This window comes from Streptomyces sp. BA2, from assembly GCF_009769735.1.
Classification (GTDB): domain Bacteria; phylum Actinomycetota; class Actinomycetes; order Streptomycetales; family Streptomycetaceae; genus Streptomyces.
In genome coordinates this window covers 4,430,718-4,449,873 of the sequence record NZ_WSRO01000002.1, presented here as the reverse complement: position 1 = coordinate 4,449,873, position 19,156 = coordinate 4,430,718, and the positions used below count along the sequence as shown (strand labels likewise).

General features: G+C 71.3%; 17 protein-coding genes and 1 riboswitch. Of the genes, 8 read left to right on the top strand and 9 right to left on the bottom strand.

Features of this window, described 5'->3' with window-relative positions; all coding sequences use genetic code 11:
- Nucleotides 1-18: 18 nt before the first annotated feature.
- The 5 genes from E5671_RS22585 to E5671_RS22565 all read right to left on the bottom strand — a co-directional run bounded on the left by E5671_RS22585 (nt 19) and on the right by E5671_RS22565 (nt 5,542).
- Nucleotides 19-867: a ketose-bisphosphate aldolase gene (locus tag E5671_RS22585; protein ID WP_160505774.1), complete on the bottom strand. Its 849-nt coding sequence runs from the start codon at nt 865-867 to the stop codon at nt 19-21.
- 79 nt (nt 868-946) lie between these two features.
- Nucleotides 947-1,879: a hexose kinase gene (locus E5671_RS22580; protein WP_160505773.1), complete on the bottom strand. Its 933-nt coding sequence runs from the start codon at nt 1,877-1,879 to the stop codon at nt 947-949.
- 104 nt (nt 1,880-1,983) lie between these two features.
- Entirely contained in the window at nt 1,984-3,123 is a 1,140-nt protein-coding gene (gene nagA, locus E5671_RS22575) for an N-acetylglucosamine-6-phosphate deacetylase (protein WP_160505772.1), read from the bottom strand.
- The gene (locus tag E5671_RS22570; RefSeq protein ID WP_160505771.1) at nt 3,123-4,100 is read right to left on the bottom strand and encodes an ROK family protein; all 978 of its coding nucleotides are present in this window, start codon (nt 4,098-4,100) and stop codon (nt 3,123-3,125) included. Before E5671_RS22570 ends, nagA begins: the two co-directional genes overlap by 1 nt.
- 548 nt (nt 4,101-4,648) lie before the next feature.
- Nucleotides 4,649-5,542, bottom strand: coding sequence for an SIS domain-containing protein (locus E5671_RS22565; RefSeq protein WP_160505770.1), 894 nt, complete (start codon nt 5,540-5,542; stop codon nt 4,649-4,651).
- Between the two features lie 132 nt (nt 5,543-5,674).
- Between E5671_RS22565 and E5671_RS22560 the strand changes: the two genes are divergently transcribed.
- Genes E5671_RS22560 through otsB form a run of 3 tightly spaced genes read left to right on the top strand, consistent with a single transcriptional unit; the run spans nt 5,675 to nt 8,103 of the window.
- Nucleotides 5,675-6,940, top strand: coding sequence for an ABC transporter substrate-binding protein (locus E5671_RS22560; protein ID WP_443032796.1), 1,266 nt, complete (start codon nt 5,675-5,677; stop codon nt 6,938-6,940).
- A 10-nt stretch (nt 6,941-6,950) separates the two neighbouring features.
- Nucleotides 6,951-7,226 (top strand): DUF3263 domain-containing protein, encoded by a 276-nt coding sequence (locus E5671_RS22555; RefSeq protein ID WP_160505769.1) that lies wholly within the window; start codon nt 6,951-6,953, stop codon nt 7,224-7,226.
- 16 nt (nt 7,227-7,242) lie between these two features.
- The gene (gene otsB, locus E5671_RS22550) at nt 7,243-8,103 is read left to right on the top strand and encodes a trehalose-phosphatase (protein WP_160505768.1); all 861 of its coding nucleotides are present in this window, start codon (nt 7,243-7,245) and stop codon (nt 8,101-8,103) included.
- Between the two features lie 213 nt (nt 8,104-8,316).
- Here the strand turns inward: otsB and E5671_RS22545 are convergent, their stop codons facing one another.
- From E5671_RS22545 to E5671_RS22535, 3 genes are all read right to left on the bottom strand, one after another.
- The gene (locus E5671_RS22545) at nt 8,317-9,714 is read right to left on the bottom strand and encodes an alpha,alpha-trehalose-phosphate synthase (UDP-forming) (protein WP_160505767.1); all 1,398 of its coding nucleotides are present in this window, start codon (nt 9,712-9,714) and stop codon (nt 8,317-8,319) included.
- 133 nt (nt 9,715-9,847) lie between these two features.
- A complete protein-coding gene (locus E5671_RS22540) occupies nt 9,848-10,036 on the bottom strand; it encodes a hypothetical protein (protein WP_237330220.1) in 189 nt (62 codons plus the stop codon).
- An 89-nt stretch (nt 10,037-10,125) separates the two neighbouring features.
- On the bottom strand, nt 10,126-11,070 hold the full coding sequence (locus E5671_RS22535) for a glucosyl-3-phosphoglycerate synthase (protein WP_160505765.1): 945 nt from the start codon (nt 11,068-11,070) through the stop codon (nt 10,126-10,128).
- Nucleotides 11,071-11,238: 168 nt separating this feature from the next.
- A riboswitch (SAM riboswitch) is annotated at nt 11,239-11,373 on the top strand.
- Between the two features lie 17 nt (nt 11,374-11,390).
- On the opposite strand from E5671_RS22535, the gene thrC reads away from it, so the two are divergent.
- The 4 genes from thrC to groL all read left to right on the top strand — a co-directional run bounded on the left by thrC (nt 11,391) and on the right by groL (nt 15,716).
- A complete protein-coding gene (thrC, locus tag E5671_RS22530; protein WP_160505764.1) occupies nt 11,391-12,707 on the top strand; it encodes a threonine synthase in 1,317 nt (438 codons plus the stop codon).
- Between the two features lie 110 nt (nt 12,708-12,817).
- Nucleotides 12,818-13,093, top strand: coding sequence for a MoaD/ThiS family protein (locus E5671_RS22525; RefSeq protein WP_160505763.1), 276 nt, complete (start codon nt 12,818-12,820; stop codon nt 13,091-13,093).
- A gap of 424 nt (nt 13,094-13,517) precedes the next feature.
- Complete coding sequence (locus E5671_RS22520; RefSeq protein WP_005315736.1) at nt 13,518-13,721, top strand: cold-shock protein; 204 nt, start codon at nt 13,518-13,520, stop codon at nt 13,719-13,721.
- 369 nt (nt 13,722-14,090) lie between these two features.
- Entirely contained in the window at nt 14,091-15,716 is a 1,626-nt protein-coding gene (gene groL / locus E5671_RS22515) for a chaperonin GroEL (protein ID WP_160505762.1), read from the top strand.
- 90 nt (nt 15,717-15,806) lie between these two features.
- On the opposite strand, the gene E5671_RS47070 is transcribed toward groL, so the two are convergent.
- Nucleotides 15,807-15,929, bottom strand: a complete 123-nt coding sequence (locus E5671_RS47070) for a hypothetical protein (RefSeq protein WP_272902834.1) — start codon at nt 15,927-15,929, stop codon at nt 15,807-15,809.
- Nucleotides 15,930-16,044: 115 nt separating this feature from the next.
- Between E5671_RS47070 and E5671_RS22510 the strand changes: the two genes are divergently transcribed.
- Nucleotides 16,045-19,155, top strand: a complete 3,111-nt coding sequence (locus E5671_RS22510; protein WP_160505761.1) for a hypothetical protein — start codon at nt 16,045-16,047, stop codon at nt 19,153-19,155.
- The last annotated feature ends 1 nt before the right edge of the window (nt 19,156 follow it).

Sequence of the window (19,156 nt, the reverse complement as noted above, 5' to 3'; positions counted from 1 at the left end):
CGCTCCTTGCTCCTGGGGCTACTTCAGCAGCCCCAGGAACCCCGCCACCGTCCCGGCCATCGCCTCGCGAGCCGGGGCGAGGTATTTCCGGGGGTCTACGCCTGTCTCGTGGGCGGCGAGGTACGCGCGCACCTCGCCCGTGAACGCCGTGTTCAGGGCCGTGCCGACGTTGATCTTCACCATGCCGGACGCGACGGCCTGCCGGATCTCCGTGTCCGGTACGCCACTTGAGCCGTGCAGCACCAGCGGTACGGGGACTGCCGTGGCGAGCGCGGCTATCAACTCGTGGTCCAGCGTCGCCGTGCGGGACGTCATCGCGTGGGAGGAGCCGACCGCCACCGCGAGGGCGTCGACGCCGGTGTCCGCCACGTACGCCGCCGCCTCCGCGGGGTCCGTCCGTACGCCCGGCGCGTGCGCGTCCAGCGGGGCCTCGCCCTCCTTGCCGCCCACCTTTCCCAGCTCCGCCTCGATCCAGATGCCCCGCTCGTGGCCCCAACGCACCGCGTCCGCCGTCGCCTTGACGTTCTCGTCGTACGGCAGCTTCGACGCGTCGAACATCACCGAGCTGAAGCCCTCGGGGTGCGCGGCCCGTAGGAGGTCCGGGTCCATGACGTGGTCCAGGTGCAGGGAGAGCGGGGCCGATGACGCCTTCGCCACCGCCGCCGCTGCCGCGGCGATCGCGGACAGGTTGCCGCCGTGGAACTTCACGGCGTTCTCGGAGATCTGGAGGATCGCGGGGGTGCCCGCCCGCTCGGCGCCCGCGGCGATCGCCTCCGCGTGCTCCAGCGTGATCACGTTGAACGCGGCGACCCCGCGCCCCGCCGCGCGAGCGTCGGAGACCAGGTCCCCGGTGGATACGAGTGGCACGATGAATGTCCCCAATTCCTGGGCCGGCACGGCCCGTTGTGCGTCGCATTGTGCGTCGCCCACGCGGTGACGCGTGTTCTCACGCCGCGGTGGCCTCCCCGGTCACCGCGACCCGCGCGAGCAGGTCTTCGTACGTCGAGGGCACGAACTCGCCCGCCACGGGGGACTCGACCGTCGCCGCGGACAGCGCCACGGCACGCGCGAGGCGATCCGGCCACGGGAGTTCCTCCACCAGGGCGGAGAGCAGACCCGCCACCGCCGAGTCACCGGCGCCTGTCGGGTTGCCGCGCACACGGGTGGGCGGGGCCGCCTGCCAGGTGCCCTCCGGCGTGACGGCGCGCAGGCCCTCGGCACCCAGGGAAGCCACCACGGCGTGCGCGCCCCTGCGGCGGGCGTCACGGGTCGCCTGGGCGGGCTCGTGGGAGCCGGTCAGCTCGGCCAGTTCGTCGGCGTTCGGCTTGACGATGTCGGGGCGTGCGGCGACGCCACGGCGCAGCGCCTCACCGCTGGTGTCCAGGAGCACGGGGACCTTGGCCGCGCGTGCGGCGCGTACGAGCGTCGCGTACGCGCCGACCGGGACCCCCGGCGGCAGGCTTCCGCAGAGCGCCACCGCCGCGGCACCCCGGCGCAGCAGGTCCTCGTACGACTCCTGGAACGCGGCCCATTCGGCGGGTGAGACCGGCGCTCCCGGCTCGTTCAGCTGCGTCGTGTCGCCGGTCTTCGCGTCGACGATGGCGAGCGTGCGGCGGGTGGCGCCCTCGACGGGCACGAGCGCGTCCGTGACGCGGGGCTCGCGCGAGAGGTGCTCGTGCAGGACGCGGCCCGTGTCGCCGCCCGCGAAGCCGGTCACCGTCACGTCGTGGCCGAGGGCCGCGAGGACGCGGGCGACGTTCAGGCCCTTGCCGCCGGGCCGTTCGATGACCGCGGTGACGCGGTGCGAGGCGTGCGGGGTGAGGGCGGGGACCCGGTAGGTGATGTCCAGGGCGGCGTTCAGCGTGACTGTGAGGATCACTCGTCACTCACCTCTCCCCGATAGCCACGAGATGACTGCTTTCGGGGCTGATCATGTCAAAGACAAGGCGGTTGGCCCAGAGGTCCGGGCCAACCGAGTTGGGCCTAACCGGGCTTGACCACCCACTCGCCCTTGCGCATGACGCCCACCAGGTCGAACTCCGCGTCCAGGACCACCAGATCGGCGTCCTTGCCGGGCTCCAGCGAGCCGACCTCGTCGTACATCCCGAGGAGCTTGGCGGGGTTGGCGGAGATGGCCCGCACGACGTCGTCGACCCGCAGCCCGTCGACGGTCACCGAGCGCTTGAAGGCACGGTCCAGGGTGAGGGTCGAGCCCGCGATCGAGCCGCCATCGACGAGGCGCGCGACGCTGTCCTTCACCTCGACCTCCAGCGGGCCGAGCATGTACCGGCCGTCGCCGAAGCCCGCCGCGTCCATCGCGTCCGTGATGAGCGCGGTGCGGGCGGCGCCCGCGTGGTGGAAGGCAAGCTCGAACGCGGCGGGGTGCAGATGCGTGCCGTCGTTGATCAGCTCGACTGTGATCCGCTCGTCCTCCAGAAGCGCGGCGATCGGGCCCGGCTCGCGGTGCCCGAGACCCGGCATCGCGTTGTAGAGGTGCGTCGCGACGGTGGCGCCCGCGTCGATGGCCTGCACGGTCTGCTCGTACGTCGCGTCCGTGTGCCCGATGGCCGCGATTACGCCGTGCTCGGCGAGGAGCCGTACGGAGTCGATGCCGCCCGGCAGCTCGGTGGCGAGCGTGAGCATCTTCGCCCGGCCGCGCGCCGCGTCGATCAGTTTGCGGACCTCGGCGGGGTCCGGGTCGCGCAGCAGGCCCTCGCTGTGCGCGCCCTTGCGGCACGGCGAGATGAACGGCCCCTCGAAGTGGATGCCCGCGATGTCGCCCTGCTCGGCAAGCTCGCTGAGCATGCCCGCCCGCTGGGCGAGGAAGTCCATCTCGCCGGTGACGGTGGAGGCGACGACCGTGGTCGTGCCGTGCAGGCGGTGCGTGTGGACACCCTTGAGTACGTCCTCGACGGTGCCGGAGGTGAAGGAGGCACCGCCGCCGCCGTGGTTGTGGATGTCGACGAAGCCGGGGACCACCCAGTGGCCGCTGAGGTCGATGGTCTCGGCGTCCGCGGGAGCGCTCCCGACGATGCGCGTGCCGTCGACGATCACACGGCCGTTGGGAATGGTCCCGGTGGGCAGGACCACCTGAGCACCGGCGAGAACTTTGCTAGCGGCCATCAGGCGGTTACCTCCGTGGAGTCGGGGTCGGTGGTGTCGGGGCCGGTCGGCTCGGGTTCGCCGAGGAGATCCCAGGCGAGCAGGCCCGCGCCCAGGCACCCGGCGGTGTCCCCCAGGGCGGCGGGGACGACGAGGGGCTGGGTCTGGAACTGGACGATCCGCTCCGTCATGGCCGCCCGCAGGGGTGTGAACAAGGTTTCCCCCGCCTCGGCCAGACCGCCACCGATGATCAGCGTGTGCGGGTCCAGCAGAGTGAGGGCGGTGATGAGGCCGTCGGCGAGCGCGTCGACGGCGTTCTGCCAGACCTCAAGGGCCCGCGGGTCGCCCGACTCCACGGCCTTCGCACAGTCCGCGGCGTCCGCCTTCGGGTCGCCGCTGGCCGCAGCCCAGGCCTCGCTGACGGCGGACGCGGAGGCGAGCCGCTCCAGACAGCCGCGCTGGCCGCAGCCGCAGGGCGGTCCTCCGGGGCGCACGATGATGTGCCCGATCTCGCCCGCGGAGCCGTGGGCGCCGGGTTCGATGCCGCCGCCGATCCCGATGGCTCCGGCGATCCCCGTGCCCAGCGGCACGAACAGGAACCGGTCGGCGCCCTTGCCCGCGCCGATCCGGCCCTCCGCGAGGCCGCCCGTGCGGACGTCGTGGCCGAGGGCCACGGGCACGCCTTCCAGCCTGCGGCTGAGCAGCTCCCGCATGGGGACGTCGCGCCAGCCGAGGTTCGAGGCGTAGACGGCGATGCCGCGCTCGGTGTCGACGATCCCGGGGACCGCGACACCGGCCGCGGCGGCGGGCTCCCCGAACTCCTTGATCCCGTGGGCGCGGAGGTCGGCGGCGAAGTCGAGGATGGACTCGACCACGGCGTCGGGCCCGCGCTCCCGGCCGGTGGCCCGCCGCGCCTCGTACAGGAGCGCGCCGTCCGCCCCGACCAGGGCGGCCTTCATTCCGGTGCCGCCCACATCGAGGGCGATGACATGTCTCACGGGGGACAGTGTCGCGCCTACGCCGCGAGAGGTCTAGTCCACTTCGGGGGATTGACCCCGGGTAAAGGCCCCCTTTCGGGGTGGGGTGTCCCTTTGTGTCGCGCCGGGGGCGGGGCGCGACTTTGGGTTCGGCCGCGCTCCGCACCGGGGGCGGCCTTGTTCCTGGCGGCGTTTCCCACCGGGTACGGCCTCACAAGGCCGCCGCTTCGCGGCGGATCTTCCCCACCCGCCCACCCGTGACCCCGCGGGCAATCGGGTGGGTGGGGACGCCTGTTCGGGCGGGGGACGCTGCGGGGCAATCGGGTGGGTGGGGACGCCTGTTCGGGCGGGGGACGCTGCGGGGCAATCGGGTGGGTGGGCGGGAGACATCCGCCGCGAAGCGGCGGTTCAGGGCGGGCCCCCACCGGCGGCAGCGGCCGAGGCAGGGCCAGCCCCCACCGGCAGCGGCGGTTCAGGGCCAGCCCCCACCGGCAGCGGTGGCCGGCTCAGGGGCCAGCCCCCACCGGCAGCGGCGGTTCAGGGCCAGCCCCCACCGGCAGCGGTGAAACTCAGCCCAGGATGACGCTCCGCGTCAAGTTCCGGGGCCGGTCGGGGTCGAAGCCCCGGGCCTCAGCCAGTGCAACGGCCAGCCGCTGGGCCCGGATCAGGTCCGCCAGGGGGTCAGCCTCCTCCCGGGCGACCAGTTCTCCGCCCACCCGCGCGACGTCACCCGCAAGACCCTCCGGAAGCACGCCGAACATCCACGCCACCCGGCCAGGGCCCGTGATGGAGATCGGCCCGTGGCGGTACTCCATCGCCGGGTACGACTCCGTCCACGCACCTGCCGCCTCCCGCATCTTCAGCGCCGCCTCCAGAGCGAGCCCGTACGTCCAGCCACGCCCCAGGAACGTCCACTGCTCAGCGGCCAGAACCGCCGGAGGCAACGGCTCCGACACCGCGAGCTCCGCGTCCACCGCCGCGTCGGCCACCGACTTCACGCCGGGGATCTCACCGAGCCCCGCCCGCAGGAAGGCCAGGGCCGTCGTCGCGAAGCGGGTCTGGACGACCGACTCCTCGTCCGCCCAGTCCAGAACCGCCACCGAGTCGGCCGCGTCCATGATCGGAGTCTTCGGGTCGGCCGTCAGAGCCGTGGTCGGGACCACGCCCTTCAGCTCGCCCAGGAGTTCGAGGACCTCCGTCGTCGTGCCCGACCGGGTGATGGCCACCACCCGGTCGTACTTCCGCCCCGCGGGGAACTCCGACGACGCGAACGCGTCCGTCTCGCCCTGCCCGGCAGCCTCGCGCAGCGCCGCGTACGCGATGGCCATGAACCACGACGTGCCGCACCCGGTGACGGCAACCCGCTCGCCCGGCCGCGGCAGTCCGTCGAAGGTGAGAGCGGCCTCGGCCGCCCGGTGCCAGCAGGCGGGCTGAGTTGCTATCTCTGCTGCGGTACGCGACATGCGTCAAGGCTCCTTGCCGGTGGGACGTCATTGGTACGCCGTTGCACAAGCGATACTGGGGTGGTGTAGACCTCGTGTCCATACGCGAGGGAAAATCGCAGTTCACGTAGATCATCGAGGGTGGGAACAGCTGTGCAGCGGCGCGCGACAGGACTGACCGCGGCGATAGCCGCACTGGGCATGGCGGCGGTACTCGCCGGCTGCGGCGGTCCGGGCGACTCCGGCGACGTCACCCTCAAGCTGGTGGCCGCCGACTACGGCGACTCCAAGGACAACAGCTCCCAGAAGTACTGGGACAAGCTCGCCAAGAAGTTCGAGGCCGAGAACCCCGGCATCAAGGTCGACGTCGACGTCTACTCCTGGACCGACGTGGACCGCAAGGTCAAGGAAATGGTCAAGGCGGGCGACGCCCCCGACATGGCCCAGATCGGCGCGTACGCCGACTACGCCGCAGCGGACAAGCTGTACCGCACCGAAGACCTGGTCTCCATCTCCACCCAGGCCGACTTCATGGCCCCCCTCTCCGAGGCGGGCGAGGTCAAGCGCGTCCAGTACGGCATGCCCTTCGCCTCCTCCACGCGCCTGCTCTTCTACAACGAGAAGATCTTCAAGGACGCCGGTCTCACCCCGCCGCAGAGCTGGAGCGAGCTCGCTGCCGCCGCCAAGACGCTCAAGGCGCGCGGCGTGAAGATCCCCTACGCCCTGCCGCTCGGCAAGGAAGAGGCGCAGGCCGAGACGATGCAGTGGCTGCTCAGCGGTGGCGGCGGCTACACCGACAACGTCGGCACGTACGACATCGACTCCACGCAGAACGTGAAGACCTTCAACTGGCTGAAGGACGAGCTCGTCGGCAAGGGCCTGACGGGCGCCACGCCCCCCGCCAAGCTCGACCGCGCCGAGGCCTTCGCCGCCTTCACGCGCGGCGACGTGGGCATGCTCAACGGCCACCCCACGCTGATGCAGATGGCCGCGAAGAAGGGCGTGAAGTACGGCATGGTGCCGATGCCCGGCGTGAACGGCCACACGCAGGCCACCATGGGTGTCGCCGACTGGATGATGGCCTTCAAGCAGAAGGGCCACCGCGAGGAGATCGGCAAGTTCCTCGACTTCGCCTACAGCACGAAGAACGTCCTGGACTTCTCGCGCGAGTACGACCTGCTGCCCGTCACGAACTCCGCCGCCGAGGAGATGACGGGCAACAAGAACGACAAGGCGCTCGCCGAGTTCCTCGACGAACTGCCCACCTCGCAGCTGTACCCCGTGGGCAAGACGTCCTGGGCGCAGGTCTCCGTCGAGGTCAAGAAGTACATCGGCAAGGCCGTCGACGAGAACGGCAATCCGGCGTCGATCCTCAGCCAGATCCAGACCAAGGCGGCGACCGAGGAGAACTCGGAATAGCGTGACGGGCATGACGGACGCCACGGACGACGCGAGGGACGGCGACGCCTTCCCCGACACCGGCCTCTCCGAGCGCGACCGCGCGATCCTCGCCCTGGAGCGGCGCGACTGGGCGACAGGGCCCGGCGCCAAGGAGCGGGCCGTGCGCGAGCAGCTCGGCCTGGTGCCGGTCCGCTACTACCAGCTCCTGAACGCCCTGCTCGACGATCCCCGCGCCCTCTCGCACGATCCGGTCACCGTCAACCGGCTTCGGCGCGTCAGGGAGTCCCGGCGCGGGGAGCGTTGAGCGTAGGGTCGGGCCCATGGGTGACCCTGTGTACTCGCCGTACTCTCCCGAGCTGCCCGAGCCCGTGACTCCGGCCGGGCGCGAAGGCCTCGCCGCGCTCCTCGCCCGGCCCGGGAAAGCCGTGATCGCGCTCGACTTCGACGGCACGCTCGCCTCGATCGTGCCCGACCCCGAGCAGGCCCGCGCCCACCCAGGCGCCGTCCCCGCCCTCGCCGCGCTCGCGCCGAAGGTGCTTTCCGTCGCCGTCGTCACCGGGCGCCCCGCGGGCGTGGCGGTGCGCTACGGCGGCCTCGCGGGCGTCCCGGGCCTCGAACACCTCGTCGTGCTCGGGCACTACGGCGCCGAGCGCTGGGACGCCGTCTCCTCCGCCGTGCACGCGGCCGAGCCGCACCCCGGCGTGGCGGCCGTGCGCGCCGAACTGCCCGGCTTCCTGGACACGATCGGCGCCTGGCGCGGCACGTGGATAGAGGAGAAAGGCCGCGCGGTCGCGGTCCACACCCGCCGCGCGCAAGACCCGCAGGCCGCCTTCGAAGCCCTGCGCGAGCCCCTCGCCGAGCTGGCGTCCCGCCACGGCCTGATCGTCGAACCGGGCCGTATGGTCCTGGAGCTGCGGCCTCCGGGCATGGACAAGGGCGTGGCCCTCGCCGAGTACGTACGCGAAGTGGGCGCCGAGACCGTCCTGTACGCGGGTGACGACCTGGGCGACCTGCCCGCCTACGCGGCCGTGGAGAAGCTCCGCTCGGACCAGGTGCGGGGCCTGCTCGTGTGCAGCGGCAGCGCGGAGGTGGCGGAGCTTGCCGAGCGGGCGGACTTGGTGGTGGACGGCCCGGGGGGCGTGGTGGAGCTGCTCGGAAGCATTGCCGCACAGCTGGACTGACCGGAACGATTTGTCCCCAACCCCACCCCTTCCCGAAAACCCGCTCTGGCGCGGGGGCCTTGGTGGCCGTCATCACCGGCTTCGCCGAGTTCGTCCTCAAACGCCGGACGGGCTGAGTGGTTTCAGCCCCTCCGGCGTTTGAGGAGCGGGGTCTGGGGCGGAGCCCCAGTTTCGGGAAGGGGCGGGATTGGGGAAAGCCCCGCAGGGACCGCCCTACCCCAGCGCCCGCAGCTGGTCCAGGAACCACTGGGCCGGGGGTAGCGCCGTGGCCGCCGCAGCGAGCCGTTTCGTGCGTTCGGCGCGCTCGCCGACCGGCATCGTCAAAGCCGCGTGCAGCGCGGCGGAAGTGCCCGTCACGTCATACGGGTTGACGACGAGAGCCTCCTCGCCCAGCTCCTCGTACGCCCCCGCCTCTCGCGAGAGAACCAGCGCGCACCCGTCATCGGAAACGACCGGGACCTCCTTGGCCACCAGGTTCATCCCGTCCCGGATGGGGTTCACCAGCGCCACGTCCGCCAGGCGGTACGCGGCCAGCGACCGGGCGAAGTCGTCCTTCACGTGGAGGACGACCGGGGTCCAACCCTCCACCCCGTACTCGGAGTTGATCTCGTCGGCCAGCGCCTGCACGGACGCCGTGTAGTCGCGGTACACCGCGAGGTCCTGCCTCGACGGGTAGGCGAAGGCCACGTGCACGACCCGCTCCCGCCACTCGGGCCGCGAGGCCAGCAGCTCCCGGTACGCCAGCAGCCCCCGCACGATGTTCTTCGACAGCTCCGTCCGGTCGACACGGACGATCACCTTCCGGCCGACACCCACCTGCTCCCGCAGCGCGACAAGCCGCTCCTCCACATCCGCCCGCCGCGACCGCTCCCGCAGGAAGTCCCCGTCAGCCCCGAGCCCGTGCACCCCGATCCGCGTACCGGTCGTACCGCCGAGGACGGCGACGCAGCACTCCGTGAACGCGTCCGCCCACCGGCCCGTCAGGAACGCCGCCCGGTCGGCCCCCAGGATGCCGCGCAGCAACTGCTCCGCGACGTCGTCCGGCAGCATCCGGAAGTAGTCCACCGGCGCCCACGGCGTGTGCGAGAAGTGGCCGATGCGCAGGTCGGGGCGCAGCTCACGCAGCATTCCCGGCACCAGGGCCAGGTGGTAGTCCTGGACGATGACCGCCGCGCCCGCCGCGGCGTTCTCGGCGAGTGCCTGGGCGAAGGCCCGGTTGTATGTCTCGTACGACGCCCACTGCGCCCGGAACTCCGGGCCGAAGGCCGGTTCGAGCGGGGTCTGGTAGAGCATGTGGTGGACGAACCACAGCACCGAGTTCGCGATCCCGTTGTACGCGTCGGCGTGCACCCCCTCGTGCGAGCCCGCGTCGATGTCGAGCATCCGTACGCCGGGCTCGCCGACCCCGCGCCGCACGGCCTCCCGGTCGCCGTCGCCAAGGGCCGCGCAGACCCACAGGGCGTCCGCCTCGTCGCCGATCGCGCTCAGGCCCGAGACGAGTCCGCCTCCGCCCCGCTTGGCCGTCAGTTCCCCGTTCTCCTCCAGGGTGTACGTGACGGGGCCGCGGTTGGACGCGACGAGGACCTGGGCGGCGGCGTGCTCGGAGACCATGTGCCGAACCTAGCCCTTCCGGGAAGGCCTCAAACGTGGGGGCGGGACCCGCAAGGGCCCGGCCGTATACGTTCGGGAACGACGCCTTCAGAGAACTACGCCTTCAGGGAGCGGCTCCTTCAGGGAGCGATGCCTAGTCGCGCCTGTAGCCGCTTCTGCTCCTCGCCGCCGCGACCGCCAGTGCGCCCAGTGCGCACAGCGCGATCGCGAGACCCGCGTACAGCATCGTGTCCGATTCGCCGCCCCTGCCCTTGTCGGCCGCCGCCGCCGCGGGCGCGGCCGGAGCGAAGAGTGCTCCTGCCACGAGGACGGCCGTGGCCATGGCCACGGCACCGACGCGTCGTACTTTTCCCATCACCTGTCTGAGCCACATAAGTGGGGAATGTAGACAAAATGCCCGGCTTGTGGCGGTTACGCCACGCGGCGTGCCGTGTACTCCGCGATGCCGCACATCGGCGGGCGCTCCTCCGTGTCCACCAAATGGGTCCGCGGCTCGAACCCGTGCTCGCCCCGTTCGAACTGAGTGAGCTCGGGCCGTACGAGATGGCCGCGCGCGAGCCGCAGCTGAGCCGTCCGGTAGATCGCCGCGGCCATCCGGCCGAGCGCCTGCCCGTCCTGGTGCCGGTGCTTGCGCACGCCGACGTCGACCTGCGCGAGCGCGTCAAGGCCCACGGTGTGCAGCGCGTCGACGAGCAGGCCCAGCTCCACTCCGTAACCGACGGGGAACGGCAGCCGCTCCAGGAGGGACCTGCGCGCCGCGTACTCGCCGCCCAACGGCTGGACGAATCCCGCCAGTTGGGGCCAGTGCATGTTCAGCAGCGGGCGCGCCATCAGCTCGGTGACTCGGCCACCCTGACCTGCGGTAGCGGCCAAGGGGCGGTCGTACATCGCCTTCACGAAGTCCACGTCGGGCTCGGTCAGGAGCGGGCCCACGATCCCGGTGACGAAGTCCGCCGAGAACTCCTTCAGGTCCGCGTCGACGAACGCGACGATGTCACCGCCGGTCACCAGGAGCGAGCGCCACAGGACCTCGCCCTTGCCGGGTACGGCCGGAACGCGCGGCAGGATCTCGTCCCGGTGCACGACCCGTGCGCCCGCCTCCCGCGCGACCTCGGCCGTACGGTCCTTCGAGCCGGAGTCGATCACCACGAGCTCGTCGACGAGCGAGACCTTCTCGACCAGCTCACGGCGGATCTCGGCGACGATCTCGCCGACCGTCCCCTCCTCGTCGAGCGCGGGCAGGACGACACTCACCGAGGCCCCCGACGCCCGCTTGGCGGCGACGAGTGCGCTGAGCGGACGGTCGGCAACGGACCAGGAACGCCTGGTCAGCCAGCGCTCGGCCTCTTCCAGCACGGGTGGCTCCTCCTGTGTGTGGCCTACATGTGATCCATCTCGCGGTTCGGACGACTATCTCAAGGGTCCAGGCCGTCGGTTACAGTCTTGAACAACGCGGATGACCATCGCATGTCGGGGGTCATCGCGTAACAAATGCCCCGGGCCCATGAAGCCCCGGCGCCATACCGCTCATCCAGAGGGGCAGAGGGATACGGCCCGTTGAAGCCCCGGCAACCATCCCGCCGACCGCGCTCGCGAGGTCTCGGTGGGGAAGGTGCCAATTCCGTCTCGCGGCGAGATGCGCCGCGAGGAAGATGAGGAGAAAGGGCCTCGCCTCCATGGCTGCGCAGACCGTCGCAACGAACGACACCACCACCCCCTCCACCACCACCACGGGTTCCGTGGACCTCGGCCCCGCGTCCGGCCTTTCCTGCCGCGAGTGCGGCGAGCTCTACGCGCTGGGCCCGATCTTCGCCTGCCAGGCCTGTTTCGGCCCGCTCGAAGTCGCGTACGACCTGCCGACCGGTGACCCCGAGGCGCTCCGGAAGCAGATCGAGTCCGGCCCCGACAACATCTGGCGCTACGCCCCCCTGCTGCCCGTCCCGGCGGATGTGGCCGAGAAGCCGAACATCAACCCCGGCTGGACCAAGCTCGTCAAGGCCGACAACCTCGCCCGTGAACTCGGCGTCGAGCAGGGCAAGTTGTTCGTCAAGGACGACTCCGGCAACCCCACGCACTCCTTCAAGGACCGCGTCGTCGCGCAGGCCATCGAGGCGGCGCGCGCCTTCGGCTTCACCACCCTGTCCTGCTCCTCCACCGGCAACCTCGCCGGAGCCGTCGGCGCCGCCGCGGCCCGCGCCGGCTTCCGCTCCTGCGTGTTCATCCCGCACGACCTGGAGCAGGGCAAGGTCGTCATGGCCGCGGTCTACGGCGGCGAGCTCGTCGGCATCGAGGGCAACTACGACGACGTGAACCGCTTCTGCTCCGAGCTCATCGGCGACCCGCTGGGCGAGGGCTGGGGCTTTGTGAACGTGAACCTGCGGCCGTACTACGGCGAGGGCTCCAAGACGCTCGCGTACGAGATCTGCGAGCAGCTGGGGTGGGTCCTTCCCGACCAGCTGGTCATCCCGATCGCGTCGGGCTCGCAGCTCACGAAGATCGACAAGGGCCTGAAGGAGCTCATCAAGCTGGGTCTCGTCGAGGACAAGCCCTACAAGATCTTCGGCGCCCAGGCCGAGGGCTGCTCGCCGGTGTCCACCGCCTTCAAGGCCGGGCACGACGTCGTACGCCCGCAGAAGCCGGACACCATCGCCAAGTCGCTCGCCATCGGCAACCCCGCCGACGGGCCGTACGTCCTGGACATCGCGCGTCGCACGGGCGGTGCGGTGGAGGACGTGAACGACGAGCAGGTCGTCGAGGCGATCAAGCTTCTGGCGCGGACCGAGGGCATCTTCGCGGAGACCGCGGGGGGCGTGACGGTCGGCGTCACCAAGAAGCTGATCGAGGCGGGCCTCATCGACCCCACCTTGACCACGGTGGTGCTCAACACCGGCGACGGCCTCAAGACCCTCGACGCTGTTGCCGAGACCTCTCAGGCGACAGCCACGATCCGTCCCAGCCTTGACGCGTTCCGCGCCGCGGGTCTCGCCGGTTAGCCGCCGCAGGGCCTGATCGCCGTCGCCGACGGGCGGTCGTGGTCCGTCCTCGCGCAGTTCCCCGCGCCCCTTGCAGGGGCGCTTCCTCCCCGCATCAAGAGGTGAACCCCATGAGCGTCAACGTCCGCATCCCCACCATCCTTCGCACCTACACCGGCGGTAAGGCCGAGGTCGCCGCCGAGGGGGCGACCCTCTCCGAGGTCATCGCCGACCTCGAGGCCAAGCACGCCGGCATCGCGGCCCGTGTCCTGGACGACCAGGGCAAGCTGCGGCGCTTCGTGAACGTGTACGTGAACGACGACGACGTCCGCTTCGAGCAGGGTCTTGAGACCGCGACGCCGGACGGCGCCGGCGTCTCGATCATTCCTGCCGTCGCCGGCGGCTGATCCTTTTCACAAACACCCTGCGTAATTCTGATTGCCCCCTCCGCGAGAGAAACGGAGGGGGCAATTCCATGTGGTTGAGCGCGGTACAGTTGGGAAGCGAGCTTCCCCGTTTGTGCCGAGCGCATATACGAAGTCGCCCCGAGGGCGACAAGAAGTAGCCAAAGTGCACTGCCCATTTGCCCCTCCCGTGGCATTTGTCTGGCCCGACTTGCCCTGAACTCCGGCGAATTCTCCGCATATAACCGATCAGGCGTGCCCAGAATTCTCGTCCGATTGACCTGTTGCAGAGGGCAGTTGGACAGATACATTCAGCCGCGGTCGACGCGTTCCGGCGCACGCCTCCACAACCCATTGGGGGGGTGAGGTCTGACCCGGGTCCGCGAAGTGCGGGCCCGTGCAAGGGCCAGTAATAGGGGAGTTAGGCATGGCTCAGGGCACCGTCAAGTGGTTCAACGCGGAGAAGGGGTACGGCTTCATCGCGGTCGACGGTGGTGCGGATGTTTTCGTCCACTACAGCGCGATTCAGATGGACGGCTACCGCACCCTTGAAGAAGGTCAGCGAGTGGAGTTCGAGATCTCGCAGGGCCAGAAGGGTCCGCAGGCGGACATGGTCAAGCTCGCCGTCTGATCTCGGCGCGATCGGCCAGCGACTTAGCGAGTGACGAGGGGCCCGTATCCCGACAGGGGTACGGGCCCCTCGTACGTCCTCGGCTCCGGCCCGCCGTGCACCTCCTGGACGCGCGCCCCCTCGTACGCCGGAGATCCGCGAGAGGCGCTTGCACTCGCAGGGGTCGAGTGCTAATCATTGGGCTTAGCACTCTCCGAGTGAGAGTGACAGAACTTGGATCGGGTCGGTGAGGCCCGCAGGCCGGGTGGGGCAAGGAACCACAAGGTTTGCAGGCCGTCCGTCGCGGGCGCTGGCGCGATCCGGAGCAAGCCTCCCCCAAGCTCTTGATGAGCAGGGGGGACCCCCTTCTGTCCGGGAGGACCACTTCACATGGCCAAGATCATCGCGTTCGACGAGGAGGCACGGCGCGGCCTCGAGCGCGGCATGAACCAGCTCGCCGACGCCGTCAAGGTGACCCTGGGCCCCAAGGGTCGCAACGTCGTCCTCGAGAAGAAGTGGGGCGCCCCCACGATCACCAACGATGGTGTTTCCATCGCCAAGGAGATCGAGCTCGAGGACCCGTACGAGAAGATCGGCGCCGAGCTGGTCAAGGAGGTCGCGAAGAAGACGGACGACGTCGCCGGTGACGGCACGACGACCGCGACCGTCCTGGCGCAGGCGCTGGTCCGCGAGGGCCTTCGCAACGTAGCCGCCGGTGCCAACCCGATGGCCCTCAAGCGTGGCATCGAGAAGGCCGTCGAGGCCGTCTCGGGCGCCCTGCTCGAGCAGGCCAAGGACGTGGAGACCAAGGAGCAGATCGCTTCGACGGCCTCCATCTCCGCCGCCGACACCCAGATCGGCGAGCTCATCGCCGAGGCGATGGACAAGGTCGGCAAGGAAGGCGTCATCACCGTCGAGGAGTCGCAGACCTTCGGTCTCGAGCTTGAGCTCACCGAGGGCATGCGCTTCGACAAGGGCTACATCTCGGCGTACTTCGCCACCGACATGGAGCGTATGGAGGCGTCGCTCGACGACCCGTACATCCTGATCGTCAACTCGAAGATCTCGAACGTGAAGGACCTCCTTCCGCTCCTCGAGAAGGTCATGCAGTCCGGCAAGCCGCTGCTGATCATCGCCGAGGACGTCGAGGGCGAGGCCCTGTCGACCCTGGTCGTCAACAAGATCCGTGGCACCTTCAAGTCCGTCGCCGTCAAGGCCCCGGGCTTCGGTGACCGCCGCAAGGCCATGCTCGGCGACATCGCCATCCTCACCGGTGGCACCGTCATCTCCGAGGAGGTCGGCCTCAAGCTGGAGAACGCCGGTCTCGACCTGCTCGGCCGTGCCCGCAAGGTCGTCATCACCAAGGACGAGACGACCATCGTCGACGGCTCCGGTGAGAGCGACCAGGTCCAGGGTCGCGTCAACCAGATCCGCGCCGAGATCGAGAACTCGGACAGCGACTACGACCGCGAGAAGCTGCAGGAGCGCCTGGCGAAGCTCGCCGGCGGTGTTGCGGTCATCAAGGCCGGTGCCGCGACCGAGGTCGAGCTCAAGGAGCGCAAGCACCGCATCGAGGACGCCGTTCGCAACGCGAAGGCCGCCGTCGAGGAGGGCATCGTCGCCGGTGGTGGCGTGGCCCTCATCCAGGCCGCCGCTGTCTTCGAGAAGCTTGAGCTCGAGGGCGACGAGGCCACCGGTGCCGCCGCTGTGAAGCTGGCCCTCGAGGCCCCGCTGAAGCAGATCGCGGTCAACGCCGGCCTTGAGGGCGGCGTCATCGTCGAGAAGGTGCGCAACCTTCCCATCGGCCACGGCCTGAACGCCGCGACCGGTGAGTACGTCGACATGATCGCCGAGGGCATCCTCGACCCGGCGAAGGTCACGCGCTCTGCCCTGCAGAACGCCGCGTCCATCGCCGCGCTGTTCCTCACCACCGAGGCCGTCATCGCCGACAAGCCGGAGAAGGCGGGCGCTGCCCCGGCCGGCGGCGGCATGCCGGGCGGTGACATGGACTTCTGATCGACCTCTGGTTGATCGACGTCCCGTACGTACCGAGGGCGGCACTCCTTCTCACGAAGGGGTGCCGCCCTCGGCGTTTTCCCGCGTGACCTATGCCAGCAGGGTCCTGACCGCGACGGCGAGCAGCGCCAGATCCAGGACGATCGCCACGATCAGCGAGAGCGCGGTGAGAACGGCGGTACGGGACGCAGAGGACTGGGAGGACGGGGACACGAAAGCTCCTCGGTGAGTGTGCCCGGCAGGGACGAGAGGACTGTCCCGAACTCCGTGTTCACCGGGGTGCGCCTGGACGAAAATGAACGGCAGCGAACGGAGACAGGGGGCGCGGGTGGCGGACGGTGCGGGCGGCGGAGCCGCCGAGAGCGCGCTGGCCCGGTTACGCAAAGAGCTGCGGCACCGGCGCGACTGCGCGGGGCGGACCGTGGACCAGCTCATCGCGCGCGCGGCGGCGAACGGCGTCCGCCTGGGCCGCACCACGGTCAGCCAGGCCTTCAACGACGGCCACCAGGCGCCCACGTGGCGAACCGTCCACGCCCTGGCCCGCGCCATGGGAGCCGAGAGCGCCGGTCTCGCCCGCCTGAGGGAGCTGTGGGAGCAGGCCTCGCCCCGAGAACGAGAAGGCGCCTCGCTCCCGCAGCCGAGGGCCGACGTCTCCCCGGCGCCGCCGCGGGAACCGGCCACCGCCGACGTCGACCCGGCCCTCCTGGAGGTGCACGAAGCCGTCCTGCCCGGCCCGGCCCCCGGCGGACTGCCGTTCCTGACCCCGTACCTGAGCCGCCGCCACGACGACGAGCTGCGCCGGTGCCTGGAGCCCGCGTTCGCCGGGGAGCGCTCCGTCCTGGCCCTCGCGACCGGCGGGTCCTCCACCGGGAAGACCAGATCCCTGTACGAGGCGCTGCGCACCCTCGCGCCCGGCCGGCCCCTGCTGCGCCCCCGGAACCACGTCGGCCTCCTGGAGCTGCTGCGCGCACGGGAGTTGGGCCCGGGCCCGGTCCTCTGGCTCGACGAGGCGCAGCGCTTCTTCCACGGCGGACCCGGCGCCGAGGAGGCTGCGGACCTGCTGCGGCTGCTGCTGCTCGCACGGCCGGGCGTCGTGGCCGTCGGGACCATGTGGACCGAGCCCTACCAGGAGCTCCTGGCCAGGCCCGGCACGGTGGCCGACCCGCACAGCCGCGTGCGGGCGCTGCTCGAATCGCCCGCCACACGCAGAGTGGCGGTGCCCGACCGGCTTTCGGGCCCGGACCGCGTGCGCTGGCGGGAGCTCGCCGACTCCAGCGGGGACCAGCGGATGGCCGACTCGCTGAACGCGGGCGCGCGCGACGGCCTGGTCGTGCAGCACCTCAGCGGCGGTCCCGAGCTGCGGGAGGCCTACCGCGCGGGGCCCGGCGCCCACTTCAGCCACGTGGAACACGCGCTCATCAGCACGGCCCTCGCGGCACGCGGCCTGCGCCACTACGCCCCGGTGCCCGGCGCGCTCCTCGCCCAGGCCGCCGACGCCGCGCTCGACGCCCGGCACCGGCCCGCCGACCCCCACTGGGCGGACGTCGCGCTGCGCTCCCTCACCTCCGGAGCGCGTCCGGACGGCCGCCGTACGGACATCCGCTCCACGCTGACCGCGCTGGTCGCCGTGCGGGCGACCGCGGGCGGCGAGGCGGCGTACGAACCGGCCGACTACCTGGAGCAGGCGCTGCGGGCCGAGGGGGCGCTCCCGGAGCCGACTCCCGCGCTGTGGCGGGCACTTGAGGAGCACACGACGGACGCGCACCTGCTGTTCGCGGCGGCGCACGAGGCCCACTGGCGCAACTTCAGGAAGCAGGAGGTGCGGCTGCTGCGCAGGGCGATCGCCGCGGGCCACCCGCACGTGCTGCAGAGCCTGATGTTCGCGCTGCCCCGGGAGACCTGGCGGGGCGAGGACGTGATGGGCTGGATCGCCGACCACGCGGGGCTCGTGAGCCGTGACAGCACCCGCCTCTTCCTGTGGAGCCTGCACGGCTCATGGCCGGAGGCCGAGGCCCGCATCGTGCGGAGGGCCGTGGAGCGCGTGGACATCACCGACCCGCGGGACGTCACCGCCCTCCTGTCCGATCTGGAGCAGATCGGGCACGAGGGGGTGCTCCTCGCCCGTGACCCGGTGGCGCGCATGCGGCTGCCCGAACCGCCCCTTGCCGCACGGCTGTTGTACCGCCTGCGGTTCCGGGGGCACACGGACGCGGCCGTCCGCCTCGCCGACCGGCTCCTTCCCGGCGCCGACCTCACGTGCGCGGGGCTCGCCGCCGAACTCCTCGGGGCGCTGCGCGCCGCCGGGGACCGGGGCGCCGACCTCGCCGCCGTGGCGCACGAGGCGGCTCGGCGCGTCGACGTGAGCGACCAGGACAGCGCCCTGGTCGTGCTGGAACGGCTGGACGAGGCGGGCGAGCCCGCAGCGGCGCGTCTCCTCGCCGGACGCATCGTCGCCGCCGCCGATGTGAGCGACGCGGAGTCCGTCGGGTGCGTCCTTGAGGAGCTGCGCGCGTACGAAGGGATGACGGAGCCCGCACGCCATCTGGCCGAACGGGCCGTGGGGAACGTGGACTTGAGTGTCCTGGAGGACGTCGCGTTCATGCTGGACGGGCTGCGTGCCACCGGCGCGGCGGGCGCCCTGGCGGAGCCCTTCGTCGCTGAGGCGGTGCGGGACGGAGAGGCCGGACAACTGCCCGGCGTGGTCCTCCTCCTGTGGTCGCTGAAGGAGCTGGGCGAGACGGAGGCCGCCGCGCGCCTCGCCGACCGGGCCCTGGAAGAGGGCACCGAGCTCACCGATCCCGAGCACGCCGTGTACTTCCTCGGCGAGCTGGCCGCGCTCGGCAGGGGCGGGGCGGTCCCGGAGATCGCCGAGCGGGCCGTTGCGGAGGTCGACGCCGGCGACACGGGCGTGGGCTTCCTGCTGCGCGAGCTGCGGGACATGGGGCGGCACGACCTTGTGGAGCGCCTCGCCCGTCGCTGTGTCGAGCGGGGCGGCGATCTGAGGCTGGTGCGGCGGCTGCGGGAGGTCGGTCAGGACGCGTGGGCCGAGCGCGTCATCGACGGCCTCATCGCGCGCGACAGCTCCCGGGGCCCGTACGAACTGGCCCTGTTGCTCGGCGATTTGGTCAAGGCGGAGGAGCGTACCGCCGCGGCGCGTCTGGCCCGCGACACCGTCCCCGAGGTCGCGGTCAGCAGCGCCGAGGGCACGAACGCCCTGCTCCAGGCGTTGCGCGCGGCGGGCCTGCCGGAGGCGGCCACGCTTCTGGAGGCGCGCGCGGCACGGCACCCCGCCGCCCCCGCCTGGTCGCCCAGGCTGCCGTACGGCCTGGAGACCGACGGCAGCCCCGCCGAACCGTGGGCGTGGGGCGAGCTGCCCGAGATCGACGAGGCGTGGTGCCGCAGGGCGCGGGCCGTGTCACGGCGGACCCGCTGGCTGTAGG